The following is a 16,952-nucleotide window of genomic DNA, read 5'->3' on the forward strand; positions in this document are numbered from 1 at the left end:
GGGACGACGCCAGCGCGGCGGGGCGGCCCTTGCGCGGCGTCCGCTGGCTCAGGTCAGGCCAGTTTTTAAGCGCTGCGTAAACAAATAGCTTCCTATGACTAGAAATAAGAGCGCCAAGAAGGTGCTGCCGGGCTTCGGCCTGACGCTGGGCTACACGCTCTTTTATCTGAGCATCATCGTGCTGATCCCGCTTTCGGCACTGATTTTCAAGACCTTCACGCTCACCTGGGAGCAATTCTGGGCGGCCATCAGCGCACCGCGCGTGATGGCGTCGTACCGGCTGACCTTTGGCGCATCGTTTCTCGCGGCGCTGGTCAACCTGGTGTTTGGCCTGCTGATCGCGTGGGTGCTGGTGCGCTACAAGTTTCCGGGCAAGAAGATCGTGGACGCGCTGGTGGACCTCCCGTTTGCGCTGCCCACCGCTGTGGCCGGCATCTCGCTGACCGCACTGTTGGCAGGCAATGGTTGGGTGGGCAGCATTCTGGAGCCTATGGGTATCCAGCTCGCGTTCAAGCCCGCAGGCATCGTGATTGCGCTGATCTTCATCGGGCTGCCGTTTGTGGTGCGCACCGTGCAGCCCGTGCTGGAAGATGCCGAGAAGGAGCTGGAAGAAGCCGCCACCTGCCTGGGTGCCACGCGCCTGCAGACCTTCACCAAGGTCATCCTGCCCTCCATCACGCCCGCGCTGCTCACCGGCTTTGCCATGGCATTTGCGCGGGCGGTGGGGGAGTACGGTTCGGTCATCTTCATCGCGGGCAACATGCCCATGGTGTCGGAGATCACGCCGCTGATCATCATCGGCAAGCTGGAGCAGTACGACTACGCAGGCGCCACGGCCGTGGCCGTGGTGATGCTCGTGATCTCGTTCATCCTGCTCTTGGTCATCAACGCACTACAGGCATGGCAGCGTCGCCATGCGGGGGCTCCAGCATGAGCGGCAACAACTCCCGAACCATACGCCGCGCCCAGGCGGGCACGACCGAATCACCGTGGGTGCGCTACACCCTGATTGCTGTCGCGCTCGCCTTCATGCTGCTGTTCCTGGTGCTGCCGCTGGCCGCCGTGTTCGCCGAGGCGCTGCGCAAAGGCTTTGGCGCTTACCTGGAGGGTCTGCGTGAACCCGACGCCTGGTCGGCCATCAAGCTCACACTCATCACCGCGCTGATTGCGGTGCCGCTGAACCTGGTGTTTGGCGTGGCAGCGGCCTGGTGCATTGCCAAGTACGAGTTCAAGGGCAAGGCGTTCTTGACCACGTTGGTGGACCTGCCGTTCTCGGTGTCGCCCGTGGTGGCGGGCCTGATCTATGTGCTGATGTTCGGCGCACAGGGCTGGTTTGGCCCCTGGCTGCAGGCGCACGACATCAAGATCATCTTTGCCGTGCCGGGCATCGTGCTGGCCACGGTCTTTGTGACCTTCCCGTTCATCGCGCGTGAGCTGATCCCGCTGATGCAGGCGCAGGGCAACGATGAGGAGCAGGCAGCCATCGTGCTGGGCGCCACCGGCTGGCAGACCTTCTGGTACGTGACCCTGCCCAACATCAAGTGGGGCCTGCTGTACGGCGTGATCCTATGCAATGCGCGGGCCATGGGCGAGTTTGGCGCGGTATCCGTGGTGTCGGGCCACATCCGTGGGCAGACTAACACCATCCCGCTGCACGTCGAGATTCTCTACAACGAATACCAGTCGGTGGCTGCGTTTGCGGCGGCCTCGCTGCTGGCGCTGCTGGCGCTCGTCACCCTGGTGATCAAGACCATTGCAGAGCACCGCAACGAGCAGGCGCTGAAGGCGGCTGCCGAATTGCCCCCCGAGCGGCCCGCGCCTTTGCCAACCGCCCGCTGAATGAAGAAGACCATGAGCATTGAAATCCGTAACGTCAGCAAGCAATTCGGCGACTTCCAGGCGCTGCGCGATGTGAGCCTCGATATCGCGTCGGGCGAACTCATCGCGCTGCTGGGCCCCTCGGGCTGCGGCAAGACCACGCTGCTGCGCATCATCGCGGGCCTGGAGACGGCCGATGTGGGCACCATCCATTTCAGCGGCGAAGACACCACCGATGTGCACGTGCGCGAGCGCAACGTGGGCTTTGTGTTCCAGCACTACGCGCTGTTTCGTCACATGACGGTGTTCGAGAACGTGGCCTTTGGCCTGCGCGTGAAGCCCCGCAAAGAGCGACCGAGCGAGGCGCAGATCAAGCAAAAGGTGACAGACCTGCTGAAACTGGTGCAGCTCGACTGGCTGGCCGAGCGCTATCCCTCGCAGCTGTCCGGCGGCCAGCGCCAGCGCATTGCGCTGGCCCGTGCCCTGGCGGTGGAGCCCAAGGTGCTGCTGCTGGATGAGCCCTTCGGCGCGCTGGACGCCAAGGTGCGCAAGGAACTGCGCCGCTGGCTGCGCCGCCTGCACGACGAGTTGCATGTCACCTCGATTTTCGTGACCCACGACCAGGAAGAAGCGCTGGAGGTGGCCGACCGCGTGGTGGTGATCAACCAGGGCCGCATTGAGCAAAGCGGCTCGCCCCAGCAGGTATGGGACCAGCCCGCCAGCCCGTTTGTGTATGGCTTTTTGGGCGACGTGAACCTGTTCCACGGCCGCGCGCACGAAGGCCTGGTGCACCTGGACGGCATGCAGATCGACTCGCCCGAGCACAGCCAGGCACAAAACGCGAAGGCCTTTGCCTACGTGCGCCCGCACGACCTAGACGTGGAGCGCTACTCCCCCGGCGCGGGCCTGGACGCCGAAGGCCGCCCCCGTGGCATCGTGGCCCAGCTCAGCCGCGCTATCGTAGTGGGCCCCATCGCCCGCCTGGAACTTATTCCGACCGACGACCACAAACCAGCGGACAATGCGTCCCCAGAGTCCCTGATCGAAGCGCAGATCCCTGCGCAGCAGTTCAAGGAAATGGGTTTCAAAGAGGGCGAAACGCTGGTGGTCACACCACGCCGCGCCCGAGTGTTCTTGGATCACGCTGCTGGGATTTGACTCCCCCTGAGCCGCTTCGCGTCTTCCCCCTGAGGGAGACGACGGCCTTTGCTGCGGGACGGCCCTTGCTGGCCGTTCGCGCGTTTGGGCTTTGACGGTTTCAGAGGCAATGACCTGGGCGGTTACTGTTGGATGAGGGATAAGAATGATGGTGTTGAACTGGATCGATCAGGCCCCGCGCCGCGTGCTGGCGCTGATCAGCGTGGCCTGCGTGGCCATGCTGGCGTTTGGCATGTACCTGCAGCATGTGGTGGGCCTGGAGCCATGCCCCATGTGCATCGTGCAGCGCTATGCTCTCATTGGTGTAGCAATCTTCACAGGTCTGGCAAGCGCTAGGGGCTCAAAAGGCTGGTGGATGGGCTGGGGCGCGCTGGCCCTGATCGCCTCCGGCTTCGGCGCCTTCGTGGCCGCCCGTCAGAGCTGGCTGCAGTGGTACCCGCCCGATGTCGCCACCTGCGGCCGTGACTTCTACGGCATGATCGAAAACTATCCCATCAGCCGCGCCATCCCAATGATCTTCCGGGGCTCCGGTGACTGCGCTGCGATTGACTGGACGTTCCTGGGCGGCTCGATTGCCAACTGGTCGTTTGTGTGTTTTGTGGGGTTTGCGGTGGTGCTGCTGGCGCTGTTGGTGCGCGGGTTCACCAGCGGCAATCGTGGGGGTTCCGGTTATTCGATGGCTTGATGCGCCGGGGTCGGCTCGCAGGTAGTAGCCCCTAGCTTGCATCACAAAAAAGGCGCTCCTTGTGAGCGCCTTTTTTGCGTTGGCATGGCAGGTCTTCACGCTGAGAATCCAGGTTTCGGGAGCATTCGATCAGGTGGTCGCAGAGGCGCCAGCGCCTGGCAATGGTGCGATATCAGCGAATGCATGGGCCTTTTCGATCCGGTTGCGCCCGGCTGCCTTGCCCTGGTAAAGCGCGGCATCGGCAGCCCGCATGGCTTTCTCCAGTGCGTGGCCGCTGGCGAACCGGGGTGACACACCAATGGTGACGGTGCAGTGCAGCGGTTTGTCATGGCCGCTCACGTGAATGGCCTGATCTTCGACCGCTACACGCAGTCGTTCTGCCAACTGCACGGCGCCGACATCATCACTGTCGAGGCAGACAGCCACAAACTCTTCTCCTCCTATGCGGCCCGTCAGGTCGCCTCGGCGTACGGTGGTGCGCAGCACATCTGCAACATGGCGCAGCACGGTGTCGCCAGCCTGGTGTCCATAGGTGTCGTTGATGCGTTTGAAGTGGTCCACGTCCAGCAGCAGCAAGTAAGCCGGCGCGGCGTTGTGGAGGTTGAAGTGTTGCTCCAGCGCTTCTGAAAGCCCCCGGCGATTGAGCAGTTGCGTCATGGGATCGCGCGCCGCCATCTGGCTCAGATCATCGGTCAGGCGCCGGAACACCAGCCAAATCATGAAGGGTGGTACCACCGTCGCCAGGGACGACATATAGATGTAGAACACCATCTGAAAGCTGCTGTCCATGTGCAGCACTTCCAGTCCGCCCTGGAGTAGCCTTATGAACTTGATCGCGTTCAGAATGCAGATGCCACTGATCAGGAGCGCGAAAAACGCCATTTCGCGGTACAGGTGCGTGGCAAATGTGCGAACACCATAGAGTGCCGTGAGCGTCATGACCAGGAATAGCAGCGCAGACATCCCGGACAGCATGGCGTAGCGGGCGACCGGCCCCAAGCTCCATTGGATCAGCGCCTGTGCGGCGGAGTAGGCGAGCGCAAATGCCACCAGCGGCCGCCACAGCGGCGCGGGAAATCCAAAGAACCGCATGACCCCGAGGCCATAGGTGATCGGGGCCGCCAGGGTGAGGGTGTGGTTGACCACGCTCATCATGCTCCAGGCCGGGCCGCCTTCCACCAACTGCAGCACATAGGCAAGCCCCAGCAGCAAGTTGCCCATGGCAAAAAAATCCATGCCCATCTTCTTGCCCTGCAAGCGCTTGCTGATGAGCAAAAACATCACCGCGAAGCACAGCAGGTGAGCACACAGCATGCCGACGAGAACAGACCCCACCATGTCAGCGTCCTTCGGAGTCTGGCCGTGCGGTGGCGGCCCCAGGCGCGAGCCTCTTTGCCGGACGCGCAAACAGCACACCCTTTGTCCCATCCACCCATGCGGGTAGCTTGTGCATCACGCTGGCCAAAAGATCGCTGGCCTGCCACTGCGCCAGCCAGGCTTGCAGGCGGGGCCAGGGCTGTGCCGCCCACCAATCGGCATCAATGCCTGCAAACTGCCGTACAAAAGGCGCAATCGCCATATCGGCCAGGGCCGCATGGGTGCCGAACAGATAGGGCTGGTCCGGCCAGAGACGCGCCTCCAGCCCCCCCAGCCAGGCCACGGCGCGGGCGCGTTCTGCGCCGATGTCGGCATCGGGGTAGCGGCTGGGATATTTGCACCGGTCCAGCGCCTGCTTGAACGGGCCATCGCATTCGGCAATCAGCGCCAGCATGTCCTGCAGATTGCCGTGGCTGGGGGTGAGCCAGCCCTCGGGGTCGTGCTGCGCCAGCGCCCACACCATGATCTCCAGGCTCTGCTCCAGCACCTGGCCGCTCGGCAGCACCAGCACGGGCACAGTGGCCTTGGGGGAGGCGTGCAGCAGGCCCTGCGGCTTATTGCGCAACACCACCTCGCGCAGTTCGCAGGCCTGGCCACTGACAGCCAGCGCCAGCCGGGCGCGCATGGCGTAGGGGCAGCGGCGAAAGGAATAGAGGACGGGCAGGGCAGCGCTCACGCGGAGTCGTCCTCGCGATCATTTTTGTCGTTGCTGGAGCTGAATCGCGCTGGGTTGCCCGGTTGACGCGCGCCGATATGCGCTTGCCCGCGTTGCTCCGCCAGGTCCATCTGGCGTTGCCGTTCGGCCAGTGCGCGTTCCTGCTCGGGTGTGCGCGTGCCGTGGCAATACGGGCAGCTCACGCCGCGCACGTAATGCGGCGACTGCAGTTCGGCCTCGCCCAGTGGCATGCGGCAAGAGCGGCACAGTTGGTGGTGCCCCGGAGCCAGGCCGTGGCCCACCGACACACGTTCGTCAAACACGAAGCAGTCGCCATGCCACAGGCTGTCTTCTTCGGGCACGGTTTCCAGGTATTTGAGGATGCCGCCTTCCAGGTGGTACACCTCGTCAAAGCCCTGCGATTTGAGATACGCGGTGGATTTCTCGCACCGTATGCCGCCCGTGCAGAACATGGCCACGCGCGGGTTACCCGCCAGCACGCCGCCGGGCTGCGACTGCTGCGCCACCCAGGCTGGGAACTCGGCAAAGCTCTTGGTGTGGGGGTTGATGGCGCGTTCAAACGTGCCGATACCCACTTCGTAGTCGTTGCGCGTGTCCACCACCACCACGCTGGGGTCGTCGATGAGTGCGTTCCAGTTCTCGGGCTTCACATAGGTGCCCGCGTTGCGCGCCGGGTTGAGGCCGGGCACGCCCAGTGTCACGATCTCGCGCTTGAGGCGCACGCGCATGCGGTAGAACGGTTGGCGGTCGGTGGGCGCCTCTTTGTGCTGCAGGTTCGCAAAGCGGGCATCGCTGCGCAGCCAGGTGAGCACCGCCAGCACATCGGCGGGTGCGCCCGCAATGGTGCCGTTGATGCCCTCGGGCGCCAGCAGCAGCATGCCGCGCACGCCGCGCTCGTCGCACAGACTCTGCAGGGGCGCGCGCAGCGTGGCGCAGTCGGGCAGATCGACAAACTGGTAAAGCGCAACAGTGAGAAAGCGGGGTGTGACCGAGTCCACGAAATGAGGGAGAGTGCGGAAAAGAAGGGGTGATGATAGCGGTCACTTTTCGTTACGATGCAGGCGTCTCCAACATGCGCCCAAGGTGTTTTATGGCCCAGGAACCCTCCCTCAACCTGTTTCGCCGCCTGGAGCAGCTCAACGGTATTGGGGCTGCGCTCTCGCGCGAGCGCAACATCGATCGCCTGCTGGAGAACATTCTGGAGGCTGCCAAGGCCATCACGGGCGCGGACGGCGGAACGCTCTACAGCGTGACTGAGGACGGGCTGTCGCTCAAGTTCGAGATACTGCGCACCGACTCGCTGGACATTCGCCTCGGTGGCACCACGGGCAAACCCATTGATTTTCCGCACCTGCCGTTGCGCAACGCAGATGGCAGCCCCAACGATTCGCTGGTGGCCGCGTATGCCGCCATCCACGACCGCACGGTGAACATTGCCGACGCGTACAGCGCCGAGGGCTTTGATTTTTCAGGCACCCGCAGTTTCGATGCGCGCACGGGGTACCGCTCACAGTCGTTTCTGACCGTGCCGATGAAGAACCACGACCATGAACTGATTGGCGTGCTGCAGCTCATCAACGCGCGGCACTGGGAGACTGGCGAGGTCACCACGTTCTCCGAGGCCGACCAGGGCCTGGCCGAGTCGCTGGCCTCGCAGGCCGCGATTGCGCTCACCAACCGCTTGCTCATCACGCAGCTGGAGCGCCTGTTCGAGTCGTTCGTGAACCTGATCAACCTGGCCATTGACGAAAAGTCGCCCTACACCGGTGGCCATTGCCAGCGTGTGCCCGCCCTCACCATGATGCTGGCCGAGGCGGTGAATGCCACCACCCAGGGGCCGCTGGCGGGCTTTCGCATGAGTGACCGGGACCGCTACGAGCTCAAGATGGCCGGCCTGCTGCACGACTGCGGCAAGATCACCACGCCCGTGCACGTGGTGGACAAGGCCACCAAGCTGCAGACCCTGTACGACCGCATTGGGCTGGTGGACACACGGTTTGAAGTCTTGAAGCGCGATGCCGAGCTGGCCGCACTGCGCCGCCAACTGGCGCTGCGCCCGGTGGTGGATGCGCGTGCCGAGGGGCTGGAGCTGCAAGCCCTGCAGCACGAAATCCACACACTGGAAGAAGACCGCGAGTTTCTGCGCCGCTGCAATACCGGCACCGAGGCCATGCGCCCCGAGGACCAGCAGCGCGTGCGCGACATCGCCGCCATGCGGCACTGGCGCAACCCGCAGGGGGTGCAGACAAGCTTCCTTACGGCCGAGGAGGTGGAGAACCTCACCATCCGATCTGGCACCCTGAACCAGGCCGAGCGCGACACCATCAATTACCACATCGTTGCCACCATCAAGATGCTGGAGACGCTGCCCTGGCCACGGCACCTCAAGAACGTGCCGGAGTATGCGGGCGGCCACCACGAACGCATGGACGGCAAGGGCTACCCGCGCGGCCTTACGCGTGACCAGATGTCGCTGCAGGCCCGCATGATGGGCATTGCCGACATCTTCGAGGCGCTGACAGCGGCTGATCGGCCCTACAAGAGCGGTATGACCTTGTCAGAGGCGATTGCCATCATGTGCAGGATGCGCGACAACGGGCACATCGACCCGGACCTGTTCGAGGTGTTTGTGCGCGAAGGCGTCCATTTGCGCTATGGGCTGGAGTTTCTGGAGCCCGCCCAGGTGGATGAGGTGCCCGCCGACATAGTGGCGCTGGCGGTGCGGGGTTGGGGCTGAGGCCGTTGTTTTTTACGGTGGCTTGCAGTCTGAATGCGGGCGATTGCTACTAAAAAAATAGCTGCAAGCACTTGTGGGATAAGCGCTAGAGGCCGTTTTTAGTAAATATTTCTACTGGCGAAACCGTGCTGCCCCGGGGGGGGCTCACTTGCGGGCAGCGCCGATAGCATCCACCTCGTACGCCCTGGCAAATGTCTCCACCGCGCGGTCGGCAAGCGTCTTGATCTGCTTTGGGGTCAGGGGGGGCAGCTCCTTGTAATACCAGCGCATCAAAATTTCTGCCTGCACCAGGGCGAAAAACTGTACCGTCGCCAGCACCGGGTCGTCCTTGCGCATGTGGCCGTGGTCCATCGCACGCTGCAGGAACCCGGCAATGTCGCGAATGCCGCGTTGGGGTCCTGCTTCATAGAACAGCTGGCCCATGTCGGAGTGCCCCGCCTCAGCCAGCACCATGCGTTGGGTGGCGACCAGATCCGGGCTGGACATGAAGCGGGCCAGCCTTTCCGCGAACTTGCCCAGCACTGCGCGGATGCCACTGCGCATGTCGTGGGTGGCCAACTCATCGAAAGCCGCCTGGATGTGTCTTTCACCGGCCGCCAGCGTGACGGCCTGAAACAGCGCCTCTTTGGAAGGGAAGTAGCCGTAGATGGTGGATTTGGAGCCACCGATGCGCCGAACGATCTCAGCCATGGATGCGCGCTCGAAGCCATATTCCAGAAATACCTGCGACGCAATTTCAAGAATCGCCTCTCGCCGTGCCTCGGTCCGGACTTTCATCGTGTCTCCTTTAAGTGTACTGATGAGTACATTTTTGCTTGACAGGCGGCGTGTGTCAATTTGATAATTGCCAATACCGTACCGTTCGGTACAGTTAAATGGTCTTTTTATCTACTTCTTGTCGGCCTGGCATCTTGCGGGATGCCCTGGTTGAGGAGCTTTTTCCATGCGCCTGCATACCCCTTTCCATCGACCTGTGGCGGTTCTTGCCACCGTTTCAGCCCTCGCTCTGGCCGCCTGCGGCGAGGCGCCCCAGCCTCCGGTCACCGGCGCACAGGGCACTCCCCAGGTCAGCGTGGTCACCGTGCAGCCCCAGCGGCTGGCATTGACCACCGAGCTGCCCGGCCGGGTTGCCCCCGCACTGATTGCCGAGGTGCGCCCGCAGATCACCGGGCTGGTGCTGCAGCGCCGCTTCAAAGAGGGCAGTGACGTGAAGGCGGGTGATTTGCTGTACCAGATCGACCCCGCCATCTACCGCGCCAGCGTGGACAGCGCCCAGGCCACGCTGGCCAAGGCCGAGGCCAACCTGGTCACCGTGCGGCTCAAGGCCGGGCGGTTCAAGGAACTGGCCGCCATCAAGGCCGTGAGCCAGCAGGACGCGGACGACGCTGCCGCGGCGCTGCAGCAGGCCGAGGCCGAGGTCAGCTCCGCCAAGGCCGCGCTGCAGACCCAGCGCATCAACCTGGACTACACCCGCATCACCTCGCCCATCGCGGGCCGCATTGGCCGCTCCAGCGTCACGCCGGGTGCGCTGGTCATCGCCAACCAGGCCAACGCCTTGGCTACGGTGCAGCAGCTCGATCCGATCTATGTGGACGTGACGCAGTCCACCAGTACGCTTCTGGCGCTCAAGCGGGCCGTCAGCGCGGGCACCGTCAAGGGCGGCGCGGCGCAGGTGCGGCTGGTGCTGGAGGACGGCAGCGTGTACGCGCAGCCCGGCAAGCTGCAGTTTTCTGATGTGACCGTGGACCAGAGCACCGGGGCCGTCACCCTGCGTGCCGAGTTCCCTAACCCCCGCGCCGATCTGCTGCCCGGCATGTATGCCCGCGCGGTGCTGGAGGAGGGCGTGCTGGAGCAGGCCCTGCTGGTGCCCCAGCCCGCCGTGGCCCGCGACACCACCGGCAAGCCCTACGCCTTTGTGGTGGACGCCGACGGCAAGCTGCAGCAGCGCAGCCTGACCACCGACCGCGCCGTGGGCGACCAATGGCTTGTGAGCGATGGCCTGAAAGCCGGTGACGTCGTGGTGGTGGAAGGCCAACAGAAGGCGCGCCCCGGCCAGCCCGTGCAGGCACAGCCCTTTGCTCCTGTCGCAGCCGATGCATCCAAGTCACCTGACGTGCGCAAGACAGCAGCCGCGAGTGAGGCCAAGCCCTCGGGCCCAGCCATCGCCGTCGCCAAATCTTCCCACTGAGCACCCAGCGAGACATTCCCATGGCCCGTTTTTTCATCGACCGCCCCATCTTCGCGTGGGTGCTTGCCATCATCACGATGCTGGCTGGCGTGATGGCAGTGCTGACGCTGCCCATCGCTCAATACCCCACCATTGCTCCCCCCGCCATCGCTATCTCAGCCACCTATCCGGGGGCATCTTCCAAAACGCTGGAAGACTCTGTCACCCAGATCATCGAGCAGAAGATGAAGGGGCTGGACAAGCTGTCCTACATTGCCTCCACCAGCGAATCCTCGGGCAGCGTGACCATCACGCTGACCTTTGAGAACGGCACCGACCCCGACACCGCCCAGGTGCAGGTGCAAAACAAGCTGGCACTGGCCACGCCGCTGCTGCCGCAAGAGGTGCAGCAGCAGGGTGTGCGCGTGACCAAGTCGGCCAACAACTTCCTGAACGTGCTGGCCTTTGTGTCGGAAGACGGCAAGCTCAACGGCTCTGACCTGTCTGACTACGTGGCGGCCAACGTGCAAGACCCTATCAGCCGCGTGGAGGGCGTGGGCGACACCATGCTGTTTGGCTCGCAATACGCCATGCGCATCTGGCTCGACCCCAGCAAGCTCAATAGCTTCAACCTCACTCCGCTGGATGTGAAAAACGCCATCCAGGCGCAAAACGCACAGGTCTCCGCCGGGCAACTGGGCGGGCTGCCGTCCACCGCCAGCCAGCAGCTCAACGCCACCATCACCGCGCAAACGCGCATGAAGACGGCCGACGAGTTTGCGGGCATCTTGCTGCGTACCCAGGCCAGCGGCGCCGCAGTGCGCCTGAGCGATGTGGCGCGCATCGAGCTGGGTGGTGAGAGTTATGACACCGTGGCGCGCTTCAATGGCAAACCCGCGGCGGGTCTGGCCATCAAGCTGGCCACGGGCGCCAATGCGCTCAACACCGTCAAAGCGGTGGACGCCAAGCTGGCGGAGCTGAGCAAGTTCTTCCCGCAGGGCATGAAGGTCATCAAGCCCTACGACACCACGCCGTTCGTGCGCATCTCCATTGAGGAAGTGGTCAAGACGCTCATCGAGGCGGTGGCGCTGGTGTTTGTTGTGATGTACCTGTTCTTGCAGAACTTCCGCGCCACGCTCATCCCCACCATTGCGGTGCCGGTGGTGCTGCTGGGCACGTTTGGTGTGCTGGCAGCGTTTGGGTATTCGCTCAACACGCTGACCATGCTGGCCATGGTGCTGGCCATTGGCCTGCTGGTGGACGACGCCATTGTGGTGGTCGAAAACGTGGAGCGGGTGATGAGCGAGGAGGGCTTGTCGCCCCTGGATGCCACGCGCAAATCCATGGGCCAGATCACCGGCGCGCTGGTGGGCGTGGCCCTGGTGCTGGCGGCGGTGTTTGTTCCCATGGCGTTCTTTGGGGGCTCCACCGGCGTCATCTACCGCCAGTTCACCGTCACCATCGTGTCGGCCATGACGCTGTCGGTGCTGGTGGCCATGGTCCTCACGCCCGCGCTGTGCGCCACGCTGCTCAAGCCCGTGCCCAAGGGCCACGGCCTGGCGACCAAGGGCTTCTTTGGCGCCTTCAACCGCGCGTTTGACCGCAGCAACCGGGGCTACCAGAGCGTGGTGCAGCGCATGCTGAAGCGCAGCGGGCGCTGGATGGTGGGCTACGCCATCGTGGTGGTGGCTGTGGGCTTTGTGTTCACCAAGATCCCTGCGGGCTTCTTGCCGGATGAAGACCAGGGCACGCTGTTTGCCATCGTGCAGTTGCCGCCCGGCGCCACGCAGAGCAACACCGTCAAGGTGCTGGACCAGGTGCAGCACCACTTTCTGGAAGAGCAAAAAGACGCGGTGGACGCCATCTTCACCGTGGCGGGCTTCAGCTTTGCGGGCAGTGGGCAGAACACGGGTTTTGCGTTCATCAAGCTCAAGCCCTGGGGGGATCGCACGGCCCCGGGTCTCAAGGCCCAGGCCGTGGCCAACAAGGCGATGGGCGCGCTGTCGCAAATCCGCAATGCCTCGGTGTTTGCGTTTGCGCCGCCTGCAGTGTCTGAGCTGGGCAATGCCAGTGGTTTTGATTTGATGCTGCAAGACCGCGCCAACCTGGGCCACGACGCCCTCATGGCCGCGCGCAACCAGTTGCTGGGCGCGCTGATGCTAGAGAAGGGCCTGGTGGCTGTGCGCCCCAATGGCATGGAAGACGCGCCCGAGTTCCGCATGGAGATTGACGAGCACAAGGCGGGCTCGCTGGGCCTGTCGATGGCGGACATCAACAACACGTTCTCGGTGGCCTGGGGCAGCAGCTACGTCAACGACTTTCTGGACAAGGGCCGGGTGAAGAAGGTGTTCTTGCAGGCCGATGCGCCACACCGCATGGTGCCCGAAGACATCAACAAATGGTTTGTGCGCAACAGCAGCGGCACCATGGTTCCGTTCAGCGCGTTCTCTACCTCGCGCTGGACCACTGGCTCGCCCCGGCTGGAGCGCTACAACGGCGTGCCGTCGGTCGAAATCCTGGGCATGGCCTTGCCGGGCGCCTTGTCCAGCGGCCAAGCGCTGGACCTGATCGAGCGCCATGCGGCCAAGTTGCCTGCAGGCATTGGCTTTGAGTGGACGGGGGTCTCGCGCCAGGAGCGCGAGGCGGGCGGCCAGGCCATGCTGCTGTATGCCGTGTCGATCCTGGTGGTGTTCTTGTGCCTGGCTGCGCTGTATGAAAGCTGGTCGATTCCGTTCTCGGTGCTGCTGGTGGTGCCGCTGGGTGTGCTGGGCACGCTGGCCGCAGCCGCGCTGACCTGGAAGATGAACGACGTGTACTTCCAGGTGGGGCTGCTCACCACGGTGGGGCTGGCGTCCAAGAACGCCATCCTGATCGTCGAGTTTGCGAAGGACCTCTACGCCAAAGGCATGCCGCTGGTCGAGGCTGCCATCACCGCGGCCCGCATGCGACTGCGGCCTATCTTGATGACCTCGCTCGCGTTCATCCTGGGCGTGTTGCCCCTGATGCTGAGCAAGGGTGCGGGCGCTGGCGCACAAAACGCGCTGGGCACCGCCGTGGTGGGCGGCATGGTGTCCGGCACGGTGCTGGCCATCTTCTTCGTGCCGCTGTTTTTTGTGGTGGTGCAAAAGCTGTTCGGGCGCCAAAAGCAAGCCACGGACAGTGCCGCGCCCATGACTTCCCCTGTTTTGCTGGAGGGCCATTGAGATGCCTCATTCCCTGACTTTGTCCTTGGTGGCCGCTGCATTGGTGCTGGCGGGCTGTGCCAACCTGGCGCCCACCTACGAGCGGCCTGCCGCCCCCGTACCTGCGGCATATCCTGATGTGGCGCCTGAAAGCAGCTCTGCTGCCGACATCGACTGGCGCACGTTTTTTGCCGACGCCAAGCTGCGCAGCCTGATCGAGCTGGCCCTGGCCAACAACCGCGACCTGCGCGTGGCCGTGCTCAACATCGAGCAGGCCCGCGCGCAATACCGCGTGCAAGACGCGCAAACCCTGCCCACTGTGAACGCCACGGGCAGCGGCACGGCAGCGCGCACGCCAGCCAGCGTGTCGGGCACGGGCGCAGCCGTCATCAGCCACCAGTACAGCGCCAACCTGGGCGTGAGTGCCTATGAGCTGGACTTGTTTGGCCGCGTGCGCAACCTCAGCAACCAGGCGCTGGAGCAGTTTCTGGCCACCGAGCAGGCCCGCCGCGCCACGCACATCAGCCTGGTCGCCGAGGTGACCACGGCCTATCTGAGCTGGGCTGCCGACCTGGAACGGCTGGCGTTGGCACAAGAAACCCTGCGCAGCCAGAGCGAGTCGTACCGGCTCACCCAGACACGGTATGCGTTGGGCGTCGCTTCGGCCCTCACGCTGCGCCAGCTGCAAACCAGCGTGGAAAGCGCGCGTGTGGATGTCGCCCGCTACACCGGCCAGGTGGCGCAAGACCGCAACGCCCTGGCCCTGTTGCTGGGCACGCCGGTGCCCGAGGCACTGGCGCCCGATGCGTTGGGCGATACGTTGAACGCTTTGCCCGATCTGCCTGCCGGTGTGCCATCCGACCTGCTGCTGCGCAGGCCCGATCTGCTGCAGTCCGAACACCAGCTCAAGGCCGCCACGGCCAACATCGGCGTGGCGCGCGCGGCGTTTTACCCGCGCATCAGCCTCACGGCCGCAGCGGGCAGCAGCAGCGCCGACTTGTCCAGCCTGTTCAAGGCCGGCTCGGGCAGCTGGAGCTTTATGCCGCAAATCAGCCTGCCGATCTTTGACGGCGGCGCCAACCAGGCCAACCTGGACAGCGCCAAGGCCGCGCAGGGCATTGCGGTGGCGCAGTATGAAAAATCCATCCAGACCGCCTTCCGCGAAGTGGCCGACGCGCTGGCCCAGCGCAGCGCCGTGGGCGACCAGTTGCAGGCGCAAAACGCGCTGGTGCAGGCCAGCGGCGAGGTGCTGCAGATGTCGCAGGCCCGTTTTGACCGGGGCGTGGACAGCTACCTCGATGTGCTGGACGCCCAGCGCTCGTGGTACGGCGCACGACAGACCCTCATCGGCACCCGCCTGGCCCAGTTGACCAATGGCGTGACGCTGTACAAGGCGCTGGGGGGCGGTTGGTCGGGCAGTGCGTCTAACCTGTAGCGCACCGACCCATGGCCCGCAGAACGCAGGAACAGGCGCAGGCCACCCGCCAGTGCATTTTGGACGCTGCGGTCCAGGTGTTTCTGGATCGCGGTTTTCAACGCAGCTCCATGCAGCATGTGGCCGACCGCGCAGGTGTGACGCGCGGCGCTGTCTACTGGCACTTTCGGGACCAGGCGGATTTGCTGGAGGCCTTGCTGGACCAGACCCCGCTGCCCTGGCAGGTACTCACGCCATTGCCCGAACCTTTGGCTGACGATGCACCGGCAGCTTGGAGGCGTGATGCCCTGACCCAAATGGCGGTGGTGCCGCTGCATTGGCTGGAGGGCTCAGAACCCGCGCAGCGTGTGCTGCGCATAGTTGCGCAGTTGGACGCATTGGGCAGTTCCACGCGGCTGGGCGTTCGGCTGGCAGGCATTCGGCATGCAGCGCTGCAGCGCCTGCAGATCGCGCTGCGGCAAGCGGCCGCCAGCCACCCACCGGGCCCCCGTGCTGCAGATGTTCCGGGGGCCGCATTGGGGGTTTTCGCCGTGGTGGACGGGCTCATGCACCAGTGGTTGAAGCAGCCCTCCGCATTCGGGCTGACGGCAGTGGGCACGCTGGCAGTGCAGTCGCTGCTTGACGGGCTGCTAGAGCTTTGACCGCTGCAGTCTGATTGCTATTAAAATAGGAGCTATTGGCGCTTGTCTATCAAGCGCTAGGGGCTATTTTGTTCAATATTCATCCCTCTTGAAATGCACAGGCATCGGCATGGTGGCCGGGGCAGGTGGGAGCGGGGTGGCCTGCGCTTGTGCCTGTGCCAGCAGCCACTGCCCGAAGGCCTGCATGGCGGCTGACGGGCTGCGTGACTGCAGGTGCGTGAGCCAGTAGGCGCCGCGATCGAGTTCCAGCGCAAAGGGTTGCACCAAGCGCCCTTGCTGGAGTTCGCGCGTGAACATCTTCACCGGCAGCAGCGCCATGCCCGCGCCCTGCGCCGCTGCTTCGGCCAGCGTGAGGGAGGAGTCGAACACCGCGCCGCGTACGATGGGGCTGGGCGTGCCTGCGGCCTCGAACCAGGCGGCCCATTCGTCGGTGCGGTAGCTGCGCAGCAGCGGTTGCCGTGCCAGGTCGGCGGCGGAGCGCAGGCCGTGGGCCAGGGCCGGGGTGCACATCACTGACATTGGCGCGTCCATGATGCGTTCGGCATGTGTGCCGTGCCAGGCGCCGTCACCAAAGCGGATCGCATAGTCCAGCCCTTCGCCCGCCATGTCCACCCGGTTGTTGTGCGTGAGCAGACGCAGATCCACAAACGGGCAGGCCTGCTGAAAGTCGCGCAGCCGGGGCAGCAGCCAGCCCACGGCAAAGGTGCCCACGGCGCCCACGGTCAGTACCTCGCGCGGGCGGGTGTCGCCCAGTTTTTCCAGGGCACGCGCCAGGTTGGAGAACGATTCCGTCACCACCGGCAGCAGCGCCTGGCCTTCGTCCGTCAACGCCAGGCCACGCGGCAGGCGGCGAAACAGTGGCTTGCCCAGGCGGTCTTCGAGCTTGCGGATGTGCTGGCTGACCGCTGTTTGCGTGACGTGCAACTCCTGGGCCGCCCGCGTCAGGTTGAGGTGGCGCGCCGAGGCTTCGAACGCGCGCAGGGCATTGAGCGGGAGATGCATAAGTTTTTCTAGGGGCTGGCGGCAATTATTGTCGATGGTGCTTTGGGCTCAAGCTCTTTATCGTTCAGGCCTTG

The 16,952-nt window shown here is 64.3% G+C and carries 14 protein-coding genes; 9 read left to right on the forward strand and 5 right to left on the reverse strand.

From position 1 onward, the window contains the following. Window positions 1-94: 94 nt before the first annotated feature. The 4 genes from cysT (at window position 95) to EXV95_RS03150 (ending at window position 3,661) form a co-directional block, all read left to right on the forward strand. On the forward strand, window positions 95-934 hold the full coding sequence (cysT, locus tag EXV95_RS03135; RefSeq protein ID WP_121419908.1) for a sulfate ABC transporter permease subunit CysT: 840 nt from the start codon (window positions 95-97) through the stop codon (window positions 932-934). After that, on the forward strand, window positions 931-1,839 hold the full coding sequence (gene cysW, locus EXV95_RS03140; protein ID WP_176885775.1) for a sulfate ABC transporter permease subunit CysW: 909 nt from the start codon (window positions 931-933) through the stop codon (window positions 1,837-1,839). The genes cysT and cysW overlap by 4 nt, the downstream gene beginning before the upstream one ends. Window positions 1,840-1,851: 12 nt before the next feature. After that, window positions 1,852-2,976, forward strand: a complete 1,125-nt coding sequence (locus tag EXV95_RS03145) for a sulfate/molybdate ABC transporter ATP-binding protein (protein WP_176885776.1) — start codon at window positions 1,852-1,854, stop codon at window positions 2,974-2,976. A gap of 148 nt (window positions 2,977-3,124) precedes the next feature. Next, window positions 3,125-3,661, forward strand: a complete 537-nt coding sequence (locus EXV95_RS03150) for a disulfide bond formation protein B (RefSeq protein ID WP_176888933.1) — start codon at window positions 3,125-3,127, stop codon at window positions 3,659-3,661. A gap of 129 nt (window positions 3,662-3,790) precedes the next feature. Here the strand turns inward: EXV95_RS03150 and EXV95_RS03155 are convergent, their stop codons facing one another. From EXV95_RS03155 to EXV95_RS03165, 3 genes are read right to left on the reverse strand one after another with little or no spacing between them, the layout of a single operon-like run. Next, entirely contained in the window at window positions 3,791-4,999 is a 1,209-nt protein-coding gene (locus tag EXV95_RS03155) for a GGDEF domain-containing protein (RefSeq protein WP_176885777.1), read from the reverse strand. Between the two features lies 1 nt (window position 5,000). Then, window positions 5,001-5,663 carry a glutathione S-transferase gene (locus EXV95_RS03160; RefSeq protein ID WP_255484994.1) on the reverse strand — a complete coding sequence of 221 codons (663 nt, stop codon included), beginning with the start codon at window positions 5,661-5,663 and terminating at the stop codon, window positions 5,001-5,003. 47 nt (window positions 5,664-5,710) lie between these two features. Next, entirely contained in the window at window positions 5,711-6,712 is a 1,002-nt protein-coding gene (locus EXV95_RS03165; RefSeq protein ID WP_176885779.1) for a rhodanese-related sulfurtransferase, read from the reverse strand. Between the two features lie 92 nt (window positions 6,713-6,804). Here EXV95_RS03165 and EXV95_RS03170 point away from each other — a divergent pair, with 92 nt between their 5' ends. Continuing rightward, window positions 6,805-8,451: an HD family phosphohydrolase gene (locus tag EXV95_RS03170; protein ID WP_176885780.1), complete on the forward strand. Its 1,647-nt coding sequence runs from the start codon at window positions 6,805-6,807 to the stop codon at window positions 8,449-8,451. A 144-nt stretch (window positions 8,452-8,595) separates the two neighbouring features. Here EXV95_RS03170 and EXV95_RS03175 read toward each other — a convergent pair whose 3' ends face one another. Then, the gene (locus tag EXV95_RS03175; RefSeq protein WP_176885781.1) at window positions 8,596-9,228 is read right to left on the reverse strand and encodes a TetR/AcrR family transcriptional regulator; all 633 of its coding nucleotides are present in this window, start codon (window positions 9,226-9,228) and stop codon (window positions 8,596-8,598) included. A 166-nt stretch (window positions 9,229-9,394) separates the two neighbouring features. Here EXV95_RS03175 and EXV95_RS03180 point away from each other — a divergent pair, with 166 nt between their 5' ends. The 4 genes from EXV95_RS03180 to EXV95_RS03195 are packed head-to-tail and all read left to right on the forward strand — an operon-like array spanning window position 9,395 to window position 15,876. Then, complete coding sequence (locus EXV95_RS03180) at window positions 9,395-10,639, forward strand: efflux RND transporter periplasmic adaptor subunit (protein ID WP_176885782.1); 1,245 nt, start codon at window positions 9,395-9,397, stop codon at window positions 10,637-10,639. 20 nt (window positions 10,640-10,659) lie between these two features. Continuing rightward, the gene (locus EXV95_RS03185) at window positions 10,660-13,821 is read left to right on the forward strand and encodes an efflux RND transporter permease subunit (RefSeq protein ID WP_176885783.1); all 3,162 of its coding nucleotides are present in this window, start codon (window positions 10,660-10,662) and stop codon (window positions 13,819-13,821) included. 1 nt (window position 13,822) lies between these two features. Continuing rightward, complete coding sequence (adeC, locus tag EXV95_RS03190; RefSeq protein ID WP_176885784.1) at window positions 13,823-15,235, forward strand: AdeC/AdeK/OprM family multidrug efflux complex outer membrane factor; 1,413 nt, start codon at window positions 13,823-13,825, stop codon at window positions 15,233-15,235. 11 nt (window positions 15,236-15,246) lie between these two features. Continuing rightward, a complete protein-coding gene (locus tag EXV95_RS03195; RefSeq protein ID WP_176885785.1) occupies window positions 15,247-15,876 on the forward strand; it encodes a TetR family transcriptional regulator in 630 nt (209 codons plus the stop codon). Window positions 15,877-15,948: 72 nt separating this feature from the next. Here EXV95_RS03195 and EXV95_RS03200 read toward each other — a convergent pair whose 3' ends face one another. Beyond that, window positions 15,949-16,878 carry a LysR family transcriptional regulator gene (locus tag EXV95_RS03200; protein ID WP_255484902.1) on the reverse strand — a complete coding sequence of 310 codons (930 nt, stop codon included), beginning with the start codon at window positions 16,876-16,878 and terminating at the stop codon, window positions 15,949-15,951. Window positions 16,879-16,952: the final 74 nt, after the last annotated feature.

Origin of the sequence: Acidovorax sp. JMULE5, assembly GCF_013376875.1 — a bacterium.
In the GTDB taxonomy this organism is placed as follows: domain Bacteria; phylum Pseudomonadota; class Gammaproteobacteria; order Burkholderiales; family Burkholderiaceae_C; genus Acidovorax; species Acidovorax facilis.